13 protein-coding genes are annotated in these 15825 nt (G+C 55.2%); 5 read left to right on the plus strand and 8 right to left on the minus strand.

All coding sequences use genetic code 11. The annotated features are described in order from the left end of the window. Positions 1-173 (minus strand): IS5 family transposase (locus C814_RS24930; RefSeq protein ID WP_016315785.1); only part of this gene is annotated, 173 nt, incomplete at its 3' end. A 589-nt stretch (positions 174-762) separates the two neighbouring features. Here C814_RS24930 and C814_RS22280 point away from each other — a divergent pair. Then, positions 763-1674, plus strand: coding sequence for a bacteriohemerythrin (locus tag C814_RS22280; protein WP_016315786.1), 912 nt, complete (start codon positions 763-765; stop codon positions 1672-1674). A 115-nt stretch (positions 1675-1789) separates the two neighbouring features. Here the strand turns inward: C814_RS22280 and C814_RS13005 are convergent, their stop codons facing one another. Continuing rightward, positions 1790-2038, minus strand: a complete 249-nt coding sequence (locus C814_RS13005; RefSeq protein WP_016315787.1) for a hypothetical protein — start codon at positions 2036-2038, stop codon at positions 1790-1792. Positions 2039-2067: 29 nt separating this feature from the next. Then, complete coding sequence (locus C814_RS22285) at positions 2068-2802, minus strand: hypothetical protein (RefSeq protein ID WP_016315788.1); 735 nt, start codon at positions 2800-2802, stop codon at positions 2068-2070. A gap of 374 nt (positions 2803-3176) precedes the next feature. On the opposite strand from C814_RS22285, the gene C814_RS13015 reads away from it, so the two are divergent. After that, positions 3177-4865, plus strand: coding sequence for a methyl-accepting chemotaxis protein (locus C814_RS13015; protein WP_016315789.1), 1689 nt, complete (start codon positions 3177-3179; stop codon positions 4863-4865). Positions 4866-5394: 529 nt separating this feature from the next. On the opposite strand, the gene C814_RS13020 is transcribed toward C814_RS13015, so the two are convergent. Continuing rightward, the gene (locus C814_RS13020; protein ID WP_016315790.1) at positions 5395-6603 is read right to left on the minus strand and encodes a hypothetical protein; all 1209 of its coding nucleotides are present in this window, start codon (positions 6601-6603) and stop codon (positions 5395-5397) included. A gap of 1282 nt (positions 6604-7885) precedes the next feature. Between C814_RS13020 and C814_RS22290 the strand changes: the two genes are divergently transcribed. Further along, complete coding sequence (locus tag C814_RS22290; RefSeq protein WP_016315791.1) at positions 7886-8941, plus strand: M23 family metallopeptidase; 1056 nt, start codon at positions 7886-7888, stop codon at positions 8939-8941. Between the two features lie 156 nt (positions 8942-9097). Here C814_RS22290 and C814_RS13025 read toward each other — a convergent pair whose 3' ends face one another. The 3 genes from C814_RS13025 to C814_RS13035 form a co-directional block, all read right to left on the minus strand. Continuing rightward, positions 9098-10603: a 4Fe-4S dicluster domain-containing protein gene (locus tag C814_RS13025; protein ID WP_016315792.1), complete on the minus strand. Its 1506-nt coding sequence runs from the start codon at positions 10601-10603 to the stop codon at positions 9098-9100. Between the two features lie 153 nt (positions 10604-10756). Beyond that, positions 10757-11728 carry a biotin--[acetyl-CoA-carboxylase] ligase gene (locus C814_RS13030; RefSeq protein ID WP_016315793.1) on the minus strand — a complete coding sequence of 324 codons (972 nt, stop codon included), beginning with the start codon at positions 11726-11728 and terminating at the stop codon, positions 10757-10759. A gap of 12 nt (positions 11729-11740) precedes the next feature. After that, a complete protein-coding gene (locus tag C814_RS13035; RefSeq protein WP_016315794.1) occupies positions 11741-12550 on the minus strand; it encodes an MBL fold metallo-hydrolase in 810 nt (269 codons plus the stop codon). A gap of 351 nt (positions 12551-12901) precedes the next feature. Here C814_RS13035 and C814_RS13040 point away from each other — a divergent pair, with 351 nt between their 5' ends. Both C814_RS13040 and C814_RS13045 read left to right on the plus strand, forming a co-directional pair. After that, a complete protein-coding gene (locus C814_RS13040) occupies positions 12902-14434 on the plus strand; it encodes a Na+/H+ antiporter NhaC family protein (protein ID WP_016315795.1) in 1533 nt (510 codons plus the stop codon). A 245-nt stretch (positions 14435-14679) separates the two neighbouring features. Further along, the gene (locus tag C814_RS13045; RefSeq protein ID WP_016315796.1) at positions 14680-15075 is read left to right on the plus strand and encodes a cupin domain-containing protein; all 396 of its coding nucleotides are present in this window, start codon (positions 14680-14682) and stop codon (positions 15073-15075) included. Here C814_RS13045 and C814_RS13050 read toward each other — a convergent pair. Then, positions 15056-15808, minus strand: a complete 753-nt coding sequence (locus C814_RS13050; RefSeq protein WP_016315797.1) for an AraC family transcriptional regulator — start codon at positions 15806-15808, stop codon at positions 15056-15058. The two genes, C814_RS13045 and C814_RS13050, sit on opposite strands and share 20 nt — an antisense overlap. Positions 15809-15825: the final 17 nt, after the last annotated feature.

Below are 15825 nucleotides of genomic sequence, written 5' to 3' on the forward strand. Positions count from 1 at the left end.
ACATAGATCACGTGCCAATCTCCGTATTCTTTGGGCAGGCTCCTCCATTTGCACCCATTTTCCATTACGTACAGCGCCGCATTCAATACATCCAGATTGCTGATTTTTGCTGGTTTCCGCTGTTTCGGAAAGCACTCTGCGATTTGTTCGTATTGTTCTTTCTTCAGTTCCATTCCTTTATTATAGCATATCTTTGTTTGTGTGAACAGACCCTAAGAACCTGTATTCATAATCAGAGGATGCCGGATGGGCGAGGGATTTTGCTGCCCTGCAAGGCGAAAAAACGCAGACAATACTTTGTGTATTGCAAGATTTTTCAACGCGGCAGGCCGGCAAAAGACTCGCTCAGACGGTGTCGAATGGTTGTGAATACGGGTTCTAAACTAAAGGGGCGGGATGGGTTATACCGGCCCGCTCTTATCCGTTTACATTGCTTTGGTTGGTGGTATCGGATGTAACTCGAGGAGGCAGCTCCCTACCATTCCTTATGAGAACACCACAAAAGTAGCTTGCCGCATTAGGTGAATTATGATATAATAGCTGCAAAGCAGCTATTATACTAGAGCTATGGCCAGGACGATGTGCAGGCAGAGCCTGCCCCCATCCCGATGGCCAATGATATCGCATCGCTTCGCGATTGTGGTATCATAACTACAGGCACGCCATTATACTGGGGTATGGTCCAGCCTGTCAGAGCGCTCTACGCTTTTGACAGAATCAAAAAACCATATACACAATAATGACTGTAAAGGAAAATGAGCAATGTGGAAAGAAAGCTACCGCCTAGGTGTTGAACGGATTGATAAACAGCATCAGAAGCTTTTTAAAATGACTGGCGCTCTGGTCCAGGCAGCGCGAGACGGTGCCGGAGAAGAAACCTACAAGAAAGCGCTTGACTTTTTAAAAGAGTATGTGGTATATCATTTTCAGGATGAAGAGGATTATCAGAGGGCAATCGGCTATAGCAGGCTGGAAGAGCATATCCAGCAGCACCGCGAATTTGCCGGAAAGGTACAGGAATACGAGGAAAAGCTGATCGAAAACGGGTATGACCAGCGGATGACCAAATATCTGGCCGGAACCTTGACTGCATGGCTGATCCATCATGTGGCAGACAGCGACCAGAAGCTGGTGGCCTGTCCGCGCAAGAAGGCGATGCATCATCAGTCCCAGCACTGCACCGGGCTGTTTGCAGAACGGACGGCCGATGTGCTCGAAAAGATGGCGTGCTTTGCCCGCAGCCAGATCTCATTGCATGAGACCAACCATTTTGGCGAACTGGGAGATTTCTTTGTTGAAATCGAGCTGTGTGGAGAGCTGCGGGGGAAAGCGGTCTTTGGGTTTTCCAAAGAGCTGTCCTTCAGCCTGATTCGGAGGATGATGCTGTTTGATCTGGAGGAGCCGGATGAGCTGATGCAGTCCGCCCTTTGCGAATTAAGCAATATCGCCTGCGGCAGCACTGCGGTTAAGCTGGATCGGCGTGGAATTATTATCCAAATCAAAACGCCTGTTTTTTCCTGTGGATATGAAGGGCCGGACAATGTGGGCGTTCAGATTGACACTGGAACCGGACGTCTGGAGATTGCGGTTTTTCTGGATGAACAGACGTTGGAACGCCGGTACCGCAGCGGCTATCTACGGTTTTCGGACCTCAAAGAGAAAGGCAAAAAATGAACAGGACAAAAAATCGCCCCGACTGCATCTGCAACAGCCGGGGCGGTGTTTTATCGTCAGCACCCAAAAACACAGCGCTTATTTTTGGATTGCGGGCAAAAGCCTGACATGCACATCATTCCTCGCCCATCTCGGCTTCCATCTGTTCTTCAAACATGTGTGCGTATTCTTGGGTTTTTCCGGTGATATAGCCCACTGCCTCGAAGTAAGTCTCCAGCATATAGTCCATCGCTCCCTGCGGGTCATAGTATGGGTTGACCTGATCGTCATTCTCCGCCTTAGCGTGCAGGTGATTTTGGGTATACAGCAGCGCAAGGTCCTGAATGGTGCGCGAAAAATCAATTCTCCAATCCTTTTTAGACATAGACAAGCTCCCCTTTTAAAATTGATCTTCTAAGCAGCAGCGAAAAGGCTGCGTCCGTCTTTGCGGGCGCCGGGCGTCCCCACCCGGAACAGGTCTTCCGCATCAGAACGGGTAACCGTGCGCGTGGTTCCGCCTGAGACATATACTCTGCCGCATTCCGGACAGATACCGGTATGCAGAACCACACTCTGGGAGACAACCTCCCGCCCATCTTGCCGGGCCTGCGCCTGCTCATGGAACACATGCTCCATCTCGTGGCTGCGCACAACGCTTGCAGCCGCATCCGGGTTGATCTTACCAGGCGTCTTGAACGAAACTCCCGGGTCGGTAGAACCGTCCTGGTATTTCCGGTTTTCGCAGGTTTCACATTTTTCCGGATCCATCAGGTTTTCCGGCTCCTCCTCATCCTCCTGCCCGGGGAGAAGCGGACCAGCCGATTCCTCCTGCTGAACTTCCTCCGCGCCGGACTGCTGCCATGCGAGCGGGTTTGCGCGTCCGCTCATACTGCCGGTGCCGATTTCTCCGCCGGACAGCGCGGGCATACCGGGCATACTGGTGCGCCAGTCTCCGGTGTCCCCCCCTGCGGAAATGCCCGGCGCCCGGTTGGAGGACGGATTCGGTGCGGAGGCCTTCACCTGAACGGGACTCCGCGCCTGCGAGAACCCCTGCCGCATAGACGGTGTGGAAGCCCCTGTTCTGCGCGGAATCGAATTTCGCTGATACAGGGGGAATCCTGCTGCTGACTGAAGAATGCCGCCAGTCATGATAAACTCCCTCCCAGATTCCAGATTTTAAGGTTGTTTTATGTAAACAATTATCTACTTTTCAGTATAAATAAAAATAGCTTGAAATACAAGAGAAAAAGTAAAAAATCTTCCTGCATAATTTTTTAAAAATGGGCCTGTTCCGGGGTTTTGTTTGGGAAGCTTCTGCCGAAAATAGAGGAACGGAAGAATGGTACATATAAAAACAGCAGGGATTCAGAAAATTAAGGATTGCACAAACCAAAATCCTAATATATAATAGTAAAATGGTAGGTGCCGGATATTGAGGCTTCGGCAGGACTGCCCCATTTTACGTCTTTGCTGTTGCAGGCGAAAGGCATAACAAAATAAAATAATAAAGAGAGGGTTTTTCTATGAAAAAATCGATAAAAACGGCCGTATGGCTGCGAGTGATCGTGATTTTTGTGGCATTGGTATTGAGCGCGGTGTTCACCATTACCGGACTGCTCAATATTCGAAGTTCCTCCCTTTCCTCCAAAACGGCGAATGAAATCCACGTGATTGCTCTGTCGGCGGAAAAAGCACATCTGAACTGGATCGAAAACCTCAGCTCTTCGATCAGCTTTGGAACCGAATTCACCGGAAGTACCGACTATACCAGCTGTTCGCTTGGTAACTGGCTTTATCATACCGACCGCACAGCCCTCCCTGATCCCAGGATTGATGCGATCATGAATGAGATCGAGCCGATCCACCAGCGTATCCACTCCTCCGCATCTGAAATCCTCGGCTGTAAGGATACCGACCATGCCAGGGCACAGGATATCTACCTGAACCAGACTAAGGCGGACGTAAACACTCTGCTCGGCAAGCTGGAAGAGGTGATTGCGATCATCAATGAAGTGGTTGTCGATGATGCCCGTCTGCTCCAGAATGCAGAGCTGCAAACGATCACTGTGTTTGTTATCTCGATGCTGATGATCTTTATTGTCTGTATCCTCCTGATCCGCTACATCATGCATAGCGTTGTTTCTCCAATCACCATCATCACCGAATCGAGCCAGAAGCTCGCGAAGGGAGAACTAAATTTCCAGATAGACATCCACAGCGAGAATGAGATTGGCGTACTTGCCGACAGTCTCAACTCCTCGGTAAAGACTTTGAGTACCTATGTAGAAGATATTTCTGACACCCTCACAGAGATTTCGGAAGGTGACCTGACCCGGGAAAACAACCTGCACTATATTGGCGATTTTGTGCGGATTGAACAGTCGATCAAGATTATCCTTGACCAGCTGAATGATATGGTAAGCCGGCTTGCAGCTACCTCGGAAGAGGTTTCCCGTGGCGCGGAGCAGGTCGCAAGCGGTGCACAGTCCCTCGCACAGGGGTCGACCGAACAGACCACCGAGATCGAAAAACTGCTCGAGCGGGTTCATCTCGTCTCTGGGCAGATCGGGGAGAGCGTTCAGAGTGCACGCGATACCAACAGTGCGGTTGCGGCGATGGGAGGACAGATTGATGTTTGCAGCCAGACAATGAAGGATATGTCCGGCGCCATGCAGGAGATCAGCTCAAATTCCAAGGAGATCGGCAACATCATCAAGGCGATTGAGGACATCGCCTTCCAGACCAACATCCTCGCACTGAACGCTGCGGTGGAGGCTGCAAGGGCAGGCACCGCAGGCAAGGGATTTGCAGTCGTGGCGGATGAGGTGCGCAACCTCGCTGCCAAGAGCGCGGAAGCAGCGCAGAGCACGACCGCCCTGATCGAGAAGTCCCTGAAGGCGGTTTCCCGCGGGGTTGATCTGACCGGTTCCACACAGGATTCCCTCGACGCGGTGATTAACGATGCACGCATCGTGACCGACAGGGTCCGTGAAATTTCCGATGCATCCGCCGCGCAGGAGATGTCGGTTTCGGATATCTCGGTCGGCCTCGCGCAGATCTCACAGGTTGTCCAGACCAACTCCGCTACCTCCGAGGAGAGCGCTGCTGCAAGCGAGGAGTTGTTCGGTCAGGCACAGATCGTGAAAAATCTGGTTGGGCAGTTCAAGATCAAGACAGCTGTTGTTTCGGCTGGCCATCGGGCTGAATTCTGATTTCCCATATCCTTTCAGAGGGCGTCTGCCGGTTCAGGCAGGCGCCTTTGTTGTTGTCTGTTCCCCTTCTCGGTTACACCGGGGGGGCTTTCTTTTTTCAGAGTCCTTGTTTGCATTCTGGCAGGAGGAGCTGCGAAAGCCTCTCACTGGCCTGGCTGCGAACCGGGCAGCGTTTTCCGCAAGGCTTACCGCTTACTGTTGAAAAAGACAACCATTCTTCCTCTTTAACTGGCCTATAACCGGATCTGTCCCGCCCAGGCCCAGAAAGCCGTATTTTCATGGAAGTGCATTTCCACAAAAAAGGGGGGGAGCTACAAGGTACGCCGGAATGGCCGCCTGGAGCGCTCGCCGTGGTTCGCAGCCTGTACGCTGCGCCCAGCCTGGGCGATAACCGATGCTGCAACTCCACGCTTGCAGCCCGCGCATCCACGGCCCTCTTCCTCGTAATTTTCGAAAAGAGGGGGAAAACATAAAAAGGCCCGCGCCTGTGGAGGCAGGCGCGGGTATTTACGCAACTGAAAGTAGGAAGTTATCTGGAGACTTTTTTGAAAGCAACCGCACCGGCAGCGGCCAGAGTACCGATCCCACCGAGGATCGCGGCTGTGACCATGTCGGAACCACCGGTCGAAGGAACCGGTTTTTTCAGGCTGACCTTCTCAATGACCTCATCCTGCACCGCATCGAGGTCCAGCTCGGTGTCCGAAACGATATAGTTGGTGAGTTTGCGGGTCTTAATGCTCCAACCCTCAATATCATCCCAGTTCTCATAGTAAGTAAATTCGCTGGTGATATCCGAGAGGGTCCCGTCCGGATTGCGGGTGTAGATATAGACGTGTTTCGGGTTCAGGGCATTGTCGGAATCGGTATTCCACGGCACGCCCAGTGTCAGAGTTGCGCGGGAAGTGGAGGGGACGGTCGGTGCGCCGACAAAGGTATAGAACCAGAGCTCTGCGCCTACCGGGTCCGCATATTTGCGATAGATCTCGCTGTCCGCCTTGGTGGAGAGCTTGGCATAAAATTTGGAAGCTTCGCTGCTCGCATCAAACCGGAGGGTCGCCATCTCGCCCCACGAGATATAGTTTTCGTCGTTGGATTCGGGTTTGAAGATAAACCCGTCGCCCGCTTCCGCATCGGCGGAGGAACCCGACATCTCGTCATTGCTGATCCAGAAGGTCAGCTCATATTCCGCGGTGTCGTATGTATCCACCGAAACGCCGTTGTCCACCAGGATATCCTTGTAAACGCTGGTTGCAAGGTCGCCTGCATTGACATATTTGCGGGGCTTGAAGGTCACTTCAACGGTCGCCTTTTTTTCTCCGGCCTCATGGGTGGAGCCGGTGATGACCTTCAGATAAGCGGTGCGCTTGTCAGGCGTGCTGCCGCCAAGATTCTTTCCGTTGACCAGCTCGACCGATTTGATCAGCGAGCGGCCTTCTCCTTTTTTGGATGCCTTGAAGCTGAACAGGCTTCCATCCCCCAGCTTGTTGATTGCATTGGCATTTTCGCCGCTGTCCTTTACCTGATAGGTGGTGCCATCCCGTTTGGTAAAGGTGATGCTGGAATCCAGGTCTTCAACCGGGATATAATAGGTGCTGTCCGGGCGGACTTCGTCAAATACCAGCCCATTTCCAGAGAGTGTCAGGTCACCATGGCTGTTATACGCATCGGCGGCAAGGGCGGATACCCCCATGCCGGCGACCAGCGCAACGGCCATCACGCAGGAAAGGATTCTCTTCATTCGTAATTTGCCTCCTTTGAAAAATCCAGCTTTGAAATCGTAACCAACAGGGTCCTCCAATCCCTCTCTGTTACGTTTCCAAGTATAACTATTTGTATATTCAATGTCAAGGTATCGTGCTTTCCAAATTATTCATATTGCACTATAAATACCTCTGAAAATCCAATATAACCCGTCAATATTGCTGAATTATTCCAATTTTAGGGCCTTTCATGAAAAAGGTTCCTCTATTTCCTGATACATGATATACTTTAAGTATTATTTTCCTTTGCTGCCAGTATTTTTGGAAACGCACAAAACCCCGCTGTGTTACCACAGCGGGGCCTACATTTCCATATACCCACGCACAGGGCGGTTGGAGAGACCCGTCCCGTTTTGGGGGTTGTGTGCGGCTGTCCGGAGGGAACATCCGCATACCCGCAGCTTACAACCGGCCTTGCAGCCTGTTTTCCGCCTCGGGGTGGGCTTGCATATCACACTGTGCCTCCAGCCTCTGTCCCCTCCGGGCCAGACAGCAGCCTTTTGTTGACCACTGTATCCGAAACGCACAAAGGTCTATACAGTGAAACATGCTTCCCGCCGGATCCCGTTGCACAGAACCCGGCTGTTCAATTTGTCGCACGCGAATCCAACTCAGGGTCAGGCTCGCGAGAACTTGTCCGCGTGCCTTTGCTTGCGCTGGGTACGCGGGCGGATGCAGAGCGCCGCTTCCCACTTTCCAGCCGTTCCGAGACTGTTCAGCGCGAACGCTGCCCGAACCCGTCCCGGCTCGGTCCACAGGAGGCGATGCTGTAACCCGGATGGCCAAGCTGTCGGACAGAGCCTCCCAAAAGAGAAAGCCTGTCGTTTACAGCTGCCCGCCCGGAAGCAATCGGTTCTGTCAACGACTGGAACCCTCCGTTCCATTGATTGCTGAACCTATTATACCGCGAATCTGGTAGAAAGTCAATCTATTTTGTAACCGTTTTGTAACTTTTGCAATTTTTTTGTTACCGGTTTGTAATACTTCCCGCAAAGAACGTTCTGGTTCGACCATTTTACAGCTTTTTTCGGGCTTTTAGAAGGGTTCACAGAGAGGCGCGGGGAAAGATTTATTCCCATATTTCACACTCTGTTCAAAAAGTGATGTTATAATATGCACAACATACGTCTGTGCATATTGTGTCAGGGCGAAAACCGGCGGGACTGGTTTTCGCGCCGGTTCTTAGTGTGTAAGCGGATGGGGCGCCGGCTGCCAACAGGGAAGCCTGTGTGAGAGTATGATATTTATGGGAGGAGCATTATGATATTAAAACGGTTTTTGGCGATATTCTGTGCATTTGCGGTTCTGCTTGGCGGATGCGGAAAGGACGACTCCGCCCCGGAAAATCCGGAGGATGCCTCTTCTGTTTCGGAGTCAGAAGAATCGGTCCCGGAAGAATCGGAACAGGAGTCGTCGGATGAAAGCTCCAAAGAAGAGCCCGAGATATCCGGCGACACTTCCAGTGCAGGGGGAGAAAGCAGCGGAGATGGTGCTTCCAGCGGGGAGGAAAGTACCCCGGTTCCGGAGCAGCCCAAGTCCCCGCCGCGCGTCTCGCTCTCCAACCGCATCATTGAGCTGGGTGAGGTCCTGGTTTTGCATATCTCCAATGTGGAAAGCTCAGAGGTCGTTGCGGACACCGACCTGCCGCACAACTCCCTGTTCTATCCGGATGGTGACGGGTTGACCGTCCTGCTCCCGATCTCCTATAATGAAGCGCCCGGCAACTATACCCTTTCGATTCAGGCGCGGGATAAGACCTTCGACTATACCATTATGGTTGTTGACCGGGAGTTTGAGGTTCAAAACCTCACGATTTCTGAGGACACCGTCGGTGCGACCGATACCGCCGAGGCAAACCAGGAGTGGGAACAGAAGATCGAGCCGCTTAAGATGCTCGCAAGCCCTGATAAATACTGGGAAGGACCGTTCATGCAGCCGGTTCAGGGGGAGATCACCACTGAGTTTGGCAGCATCCGCTATACCAACGGTTCGGCCTCCTCGACCCGGCACAGCGGCATCGACATCGCAGCCGCCCAGGGCACATCAATTGCAGCCGCCAATAACGGGAAAATCCTTTTTGCGGATTTCCTACAGCTCACCGGGAATACGGTCGTGATCGACCATGGGTTTGGCCTCAAGAGTTTCTATTATCATATGGATTCCCTGAATGTGAAGGAAGGGGATATGGTTCAAACAGGGGATATTGTCGGTACGGTTGGCTCCACCGGCTATTCGACCGGGCCGCATCTCCATTACAGCCTCCTGGTAAACAACGTGTTTATCAATCCGTGGACTGCGTTTGAACATGGGATTTGATCCCGCGAAGCCGCAGTTTCTGCCGCTCATCTGCCTATGTTAAAACTGCCCGGGATACTTGATGTATCCCGGGCGGTTTTTCTGCGCCCACCCTCTGCCCGCGGGAAACCCACCAGGTTCCCGCCCTTCAAACGGCCCAGGGAGGTCTTTTTCCGGTCAGTCCAGAAGGGTAAGGGTGATTTCGTATTTGGAGTCGAGCGCATTCTGAAGCTCAGCGTCCTTTTTATATTTTGCGATTGCCGCAGAAGATTTTGCGGTCGGCTGGAGGGTGCCCGCACCGGCGACGCATCCGCCCGGGCAACCCATCCCTTCCAGCAGGTAACCATTATATTTGCCGGCTTTGGCGAGCATAAGCATCTTTTTGCACTCCTGTAAGCCCTGTGCGGAAGCGATCTTGACTTCCCGGCTGGGGTCAAGCCGCTTGACCGCGTCGGCAACCGCCTGCGCGACCCCGCCGCTCACCGCGAATCCGCGTCCGGCGCCGGTCGCCTCAAGCAGCGGCTTGTTCGCCTCGCAGGATTTGAAGTCCACCCCTTTCGCGACCACCATCCCCATCAGTTCCTCGAAGGTCAGCACAAAATCGACGTCGCTGCGGATGGTGCGGCGGCTCGCCTCCAGTTTTTTGGCGGAGCAGGGGCCGATGAACGCAACCTTGCAGTTTTTGTGCTCCTTCTTTTGCAGGCGGGCGGTCAGGACCATCGGGGTCAGCGCCATGGAGATGTAGGGCGCGAGGTCGGGGAACAGCTTCTTTGCCATGACCGACCAGGACGGGCAGCAGGAGGTTGCCATAAACGGCTGTTCGCTTGGTACAGAGCGCATGAAGTCCTTCGCTTCCTCGATCGTGCAGAGGTCTGCGCCAATCGCAACCTCAACCACGCTGTCGAACCCGAGCTGCTTCATCGCGCTGTTGAATTTTTCCGGGGTGAGGTCGGGCCCGAGCTGCCCGAGGAAGGCGGGCGCGACGATCGCAATCACCCGGTCCCCCTTCTTGATCGACTGGATCAGCTGGAAAATCTGCCCCTTGTCCGCGATGGCACCGAACGGGCAGTTGACCAGGCACATCCCGCAGGAGACGCATTTGTCATAGTTGATGGTGGCGCGTCCATGTTCGTCCGAACCGATCGCATCCATGCCGCAGGCTTTGGCGCAGGGGCGCTCGAGCTTGAGGATCGCCCCATACGGGCAGACATCCTTGCAGCGGCCGCATTTGACGCATTTGGACTGGTCGATTACCGATTTGCCGTGTTGAATCGAGATCGCACCTTTGGGGCAGACCTCCTTGCAGGGATTTTCCAGACAGCCCTGGCAGGCATCGGTCACATGGAATTTTTTATCCGGGCAGGCGTTGCAGGCGAATTTGATAATATTAATCAGCGGCGGATCGTAATATTTTTCCGCGATTGCGCTTTCATCGATTCCCTGCGAAAGCGGTGCGTGTTCATCTACCGGGCGCAGCGGCAGGCCGATTGCAAGACGCAGGCGCTCGCCGATGATCGCCCGCTCCAGAAAGATCGAATCCCGATAGCTGGCGACCTCCCCGGGCAGGATTTTATAGGGCAGCTCATCAATGCGGGAATAGTCCCCGCCCTCGTAGGCGAGGCGCGCAACCTCGGTAAAGACCTTGCGCCGTATATCGGTGACAGAAGAATAGATACCTCTCATACAGTCTACCTCATTTCCAGACAGTTTTTTTGGTGTGCGGCCAACGGCTTGTACCGGTTGTAGAACATGGCGAAACACTCCAAAGTGAAGAGTAGTACAAATCGACGGTTTTGTCAAGAAATACCGGGCCTTTTCAGAAGTTTCCCCGGAAATTCATGCAAGCGGGCGGATGCTGATTTCCCCCCACCGGAGCGTCTCCTCCCGCCCGTCCGGATAGCGGACGGTCAGCCCCCCGTCATCCGCGACCGAAACGGCACGCGCGGTACGGGGCGGGACCCCCTGCCCACAGATCTCGATCTGCCTGCCGAGCGCGGTCGACCGCCTCCGGTATTCATCCAGGTACAAACGGGCGGGGAAATCCTCCGCAAAGAAAAACAGATGGCGCAGGATGGCGGCAGCAAGCTCGTTGCGGGTGACACATGGGCGCCCGCTTCCGAAGAGGGAACAGGCAATCCCGTCCAGCTCGGAGGGGAAGGGGGCATCGGTGAGGTTAAGCCCCACCCCGACGACCACTGCTTCGACTGCGCCGCTCTCAAACGCGGTGATCCCCTCGGTGAGGATGCCGCCGGCCTTTTTTTTGCCGAGCAGCAGGTCGTTGACCCACTTGATCCCAAGCTGGATGCCCGTGGTTTCCTCGACCGCCAGACAGACCGCGACCGCTGCCGCGATGGTGACCAGCACCGCATCCGCCGAGCCGATTTCAGGGCGGAGCAGGACGCTCATATAAAGCCCGGCGCCGACGGGAGAGAAAAACGTACGCCCCAGCCGCCCGCGGCCCTCGGTCTGCCCGCTGGCAAGGACGGTGGTGCCATGGGCAGCGCCCTCGATGGCCAGTTTTTTGGCGGCCTGATTGGTCGAGGGGAGGCTCTGTTCCAGAAAGAGCGGGAGGTTGAACGGGAGGCGGGAGCGGATCCCCTCGGCGGAGAGCAGGTCGGAGTCCGGGTCGAGACGATAGCCCCTGTTCTGGACAGCCTCAATCCGGTATCCCTCTTTTTTGAGCTGGTTGACCGCCTTCCAGACCGCAGCCCGCGATATGTTCAGCTCCTGGGCGATCTGCTCCCCCGAAAGGGACACGCCGCGGCTCTGTTCGAGCAGCCGCAGGATGGTTTGTTTTGCAGCAGGCATAGGTCCTCCCGGTCACTCGGACAGGCGGATTACGTCGAGGTCGTAGGGGACGAACAGCTGTCCGTGATAATACACCCTGCCCTCGGCGGTGTAAAGCGCCTGCCGTTGTTCATAGTTTTTGTCCTCGGTGTGCCAGAGCACGAGATTGGGGACGCCGAGCCGCTCCGCAAGCTGGCACGCGTCCTTGACTGTGCTGTGGTGCTTCTCGTAGGGTTTGAACCGTTCCCGTTCCCCGTACAGGCAGAACGCCTCGCTTAAAAGCCAGTCACACCCCGCGACATACGGCTCGCAGAGCGGGTTGTACGGCTCATCTCCCAGGCAGGTGAGCCGCCCTGCGCCGGGCAGTCGGAAGGTAAACCCGAACTGCGGGGCCTTGGTCGAGTGGATGTCAAAAAAGACAGTTTCGCAGCCAAGGAGGTTGAGAAGATCGCCATCCGCAACCGGGACGAGCCAGATCCGCTGGTCGAACAGGCTGGTGAATTTTTTTTGCAGGGTAAAGCCGCAGATCGCCCGGATCGGCTCGACCAGCCCGGCGTGGCAATAGATCCGGAAATCCCCGTCATAGGCCCCGCTGCGCATCAGCGTCGCAATCCTGCGCACCACCCAGACCACCCCCAGCAGATGGTCACAGTGCTCATGGGTGACAATCATGTGATGCAGCCGGCTGTAGGCGATCCCGGCCGCTTCCAGGCGCGCAAGGATACCGTTTCCGCCTCCGGCGTCGGTCAGGAGAACCCCTTCTCCGGTGTCAATCGCGAAACAGGTATTGTAACATTTGGTGCACATGGCGTTTCCGGTGCCGAGGACGATCAGCTGTTCCATCTCTGTCCCAGTCCTTTCCGAGGCGTTCAGGACGGTTCGCCATTCCCTTTCCATGGCTGAACTGTCAGTAGTTCGATTATAGCGTTTTTCGCGCATTTTGTAAACACCGATACGGTTTTTACAGCTCGTTTTTCCGGAAAAACGTCCAAAACAGAGGGGGATTCTGTGCGGATTTCAGAGGATTTTATGAATAATTATGCATAAGCTGGAGAAAATACCGAAAATCTGTTGACTTTTCAGACGCTCTATGCGATTCTATACCAAGAGGTAGTTTCCCTGTGACGTCAAAGCCAGAGGTTGTGCGAAACGGCGCTTTGGCGGCAAGTAGCTTGAGATGGAGGGGTTAAAATCATGGAACCTTATTATGCTGGCATTCTTTCTCTTTTGCCTCCGGTGATCGCGATCACGCTGGCGCTGATTACCAAAGAGGTGATTTCCTCGCTGCTGGTCGGTATCCTCACCGGAACACTGATCTATTCGCTGAACACAGGCCTGAACCCGATTGTTGGAACGGTGGACATCACATTTAAGCTGATGACACAGAGGATGGATGTCAGCATCCTGCTCTTTCTGGCGCTGCTGGGCGCGCTGGTCGTGGTGGTTTCGATGGCGGGCGGTTCCCGCGCATATGGACGCTGGGCATCCGAGAAGCTCCGGAGCAAACGCAGTGCACAGCTTGCCACCAGCGCGCTGGGGGCGCTCATCTTCATCGACGATTATTTCAACTGCCTGACCGTCGGCACCGTGATGAAGCCGGTCACCGACAAATATGGCGTTTCGCGCGCCAAGCTCGCCTACATCATCGACGCAACAGCCGCACCGGTCTGCATCATCGCGCCGGTTTCAAGCTGGGCGGCAGCGGTCGGCTCCAACCTACAGATCACAGGCGCGTTTGAGAGCGACCTCGCCGCGTTTGTTTCCACCATTCCTTATAACCTTTATGCGCTGCTCTCTATTTTTCTGGTGGTGGTTCTGAGCTGCACCAACCTCGATTTTGGCCCGATGGCGAAAGCCGAGCAGCGTGCCAGGAGAGGGGACCTCGGTGCAATCGACACCAGCAGCTCAAGTAGCATGAAGATTTCTGAAAAGGGACAGGTATACGACATGCTGATCCCGGTGATCGCGCTGATTATCTTTTCGGTGCTTGGGATGCTCTATAACGGCGGCTATTGGGGTGAAGACCCCGCCTACCATTCGATCGGCGCGGCATTCGGAAACTGTGTGGCGGCCGAAGCGCTGGTGCTCGGCGGGTTCGGGGCACTGGTCGTTGCGTTCCTGCTCTTTGTGCCGCGGGGGGTTGTCCGATTCCGCGACTTCATGGGCGGCATCGGGGAAGGGGTCAAATCCATGGTTCCTGCGGATATCATCCTGATCCTCGCATGGACCATCTCGGGCGTCTGCCGCGACCTGCTCATGACTGGCGAGTTCGTCCGGGATTCGGTTGAGAAAAGCAGCATCCCGGGTGCGCTGCTCCCGGCGATCATCTTTATGATTGCGGCGTTCCTCTCGTTCGCGATGGGTACCGCATGGGGAACCTTCGGCATCCTGATCCCGATTGTGGTCCCCGCCTGTGCGGCAATTGCGCCCCAGCTTCTGGTCGTTTCGCTTTCGGCAACCCTTGCGGGAAGTGTGTTCGGGGACCACTGCTCTCCGATTTCGGATACCACCATCCTTTCTTCGACCGGCGCGGGCTGCAACCACATTGAGCACGTCTCTACCCAGATGATGTATTCGATTCTGGTGGCCTGCTGCTGTGTGGTCGGCTATCTGGTAGCGGGATTCACCAATGCGAATGTCCTGTTGACGCTGGTTGCTTCGGTGGTTGTGCTGATGGTTGCGCTGGTGATCCTGCATAAGCAGTCTGCCGCGTCCGCCGATTCCTGAAAACAAAGCCATCCGGCACACAGGGTGCGCCGGATGGCTGCATAAGAATCGACCGGGTCAGGGGTGGTGTTCTGAAAGGGCACCACTCCTTTTGGTTTTGTCTGTTATCTCTGCACAGCAGAACCCGTTTGATGTCCTGCCGCATTTCAAACCGCAATTTTTTGCAATCCAGCGGCCTGCGGAATCGCGTATACTGTTCGTGGAGCAGGACAACTGCGCCAACATACAGAAAGGACGTGTTCAGGATGGCATCTCAAAATCTGTTTGAAAAGTTCGACCATAGCGGCAGGCTGCTTTTGCCGGATGCGGAGGTCCCATTCGGGGAGATCCCATGGACAGCACACCCTGCGTTTGAAGGGGTATCACTCAAGCCGCTCGTCTGTTCGGAGCAGACCGGCGGTCAGTTCAGTTTTCATCTGGTTCGGGTTGCCCCGAACCGGGAGATCGGACTCCATGTCCACGCAGGACAGGTGGAAACCCATGAGGTGGTCTCCGGCAGCGGCATCTGTATCAACAACGGGACCGAGCTGCGGTATGCACCGGGCGTCATCTCGATCCTCCCGGTCAACCAGCCGCACCGGGTAACCGCAGGTCCGGACGGGCTGTGCCTGTTTGCCAAGTTTATTCCTGCTTTGGAGTGAGCTTCCGGAGCGATGCACAGGAGGTTAGGTAGGCTGAAGGGGTCAATCCCACATACCGCTCAAACAGCCTGATGAAGTGGCTTTGATCGCAAAAACCAGCGGTCAGGGCCGCTTCTGTCATGGTGCCGGACCGGCCCAGAAGCCGCTGCGCCTTCCGGACGCGGTTCTGCATCTGGAACTGGTGGGGCGTCAGGCCGACCGCCTGCTTGAAGCGCCGGATCAGATGGTACTTGCTTACAAAAGCGGCTTGGGCCATCTCGTCGATGCTGACCCGGGATTCCGGGTGCTGTTCCAGCTGCCTTTTCAGCCGCTCGATCGAGGGATCGTCAATTTCGGGCTGTGGGACCGCGCACAGGCCTTCCAGGCATTCCAGCAGCGGCGCAGGCAGGGCTGTTCCCATCCGGGCCTCCAGCATGTCAGGGAGCGGCGGCGCAAGGCCGGTTCCGGATGGCGGCAATCCCTGGCTTTGGATGCACAGGCTCAGGAGGGTATACGGCCCATCTGCCCGGATGCTGTGGGGCGTGTACGGCAGGATTCCAAAGACCGCCCCTTCCTGGCAGAGCCGAGGGCCATCCCCGTCTGTCAGGATGATCCCGCCTTCCAGCACCATGCCGGCCGTCAGGACCGAGACATGGCTGTGCGTGGGGTAGGAGATGCTGGAATGTTCACACAGGATCAGCTCCGCATGGGTCGTTTCGTCGTGTAAATATTGAATCCGCCCAGTTTTTGCCATACGATCACCGCCATAAA

It is taken from the genome of Anaerotruncus sp. G3(2012) (genome assembly GCF_000403395.2).
Classification (GTDB): domain Bacteria; phylum Bacillota; class Clostridia; order Oscillospirales; family Ruminococcaceae; genus Anaerotruncus.

What these genes read in the sequence shown, in the direction of transcription:
- C814_RS22285 (WP_016315788.1), bottom strand. Translation starts at nt 2,802, where the DNA reads ATGACTGGCGGCATTCTTCAGTCAGCAGCAGGATTCCCCCTGTATCAG.
- C814_RS22280 (WP_016315786.1), top strand. Translation starts at nt 763, where the DNA reads ATGTGGAAAGAAAGCTACCGCCTAGGTGTTGAACGGATTGATAAACAG.
- C814_RS13005 (WP_016315787.1), bottom strand. Translation starts at nt 2,038, where the DNA reads ATGTCTAAAAAGGATTGGAGAATTGATTTTTCGCGCACCATTCAGGAC.
- C814_RS13030 (WP_016315793.1), bottom strand. Translation starts at nt 11,728, where the DNA reads ATGCCTGCTGCAAAACAAACCATCCTGCGGCTGCTCGAACAGAGCCGC.
- C814_RS13025 (WP_016315792.1), bottom strand. Translation starts at nt 10,603, where the DNA reads ATGAGAGGTATCTATTCTTCTGTCACCGATATACGGCGCAAGGTCTTT.
- C814_RS22290 (WP_016315791.1), top strand. Translation starts at nt 7,886, where the DNA reads ATGATATTAAAACGGTTTTTGGCGATATTCTGTGCATTTGCGGTTCTG.
- C814_RS13020 (WP_016315790.1), bottom strand. Translation starts at nt 6,603, where the DNA reads ATGAAGAGAATCCTTTCCTGCGTGATGGCCGTTGCGCTGGTCGCCGGC.
- C814_RS13015 (WP_016315789.1), top strand. Translation starts at nt 3,177, where the DNA reads ATGAAAAAATCGATAAAAACGGCCGTATGGCTGCGAGTGATCGTGATT.
- C814_RS13040 (WP_016315795.1), top strand. Translation starts at nt 12,902, where the DNA reads ATGGAACCTTATTATGCTGGCATTCTTTCTCTTTTGCCTCCGGTGATC.
- C814_RS13035 (WP_016315794.1), bottom strand. Translation starts at nt 12,550, where the DNA reads ATGGAACAGCTGATCGTCCTCGGCACCGGAAACGCCATGTGCACCAAA.
- C814_RS13050 (WP_016315797.1), bottom strand. Translation starts at nt 15,808, where the DNA reads ATGGCAAAAACTGGGCGGATTCAATATTTACACGACGAAACGACCCAT.
- C814_RS13045 (WP_016315796.1), top strand. Translation starts at nt 14,680, where the DNA reads ATGGCATCTCAAAATCTGTTTGAAAAGTTCGACCATAGCGGCAGGCTG.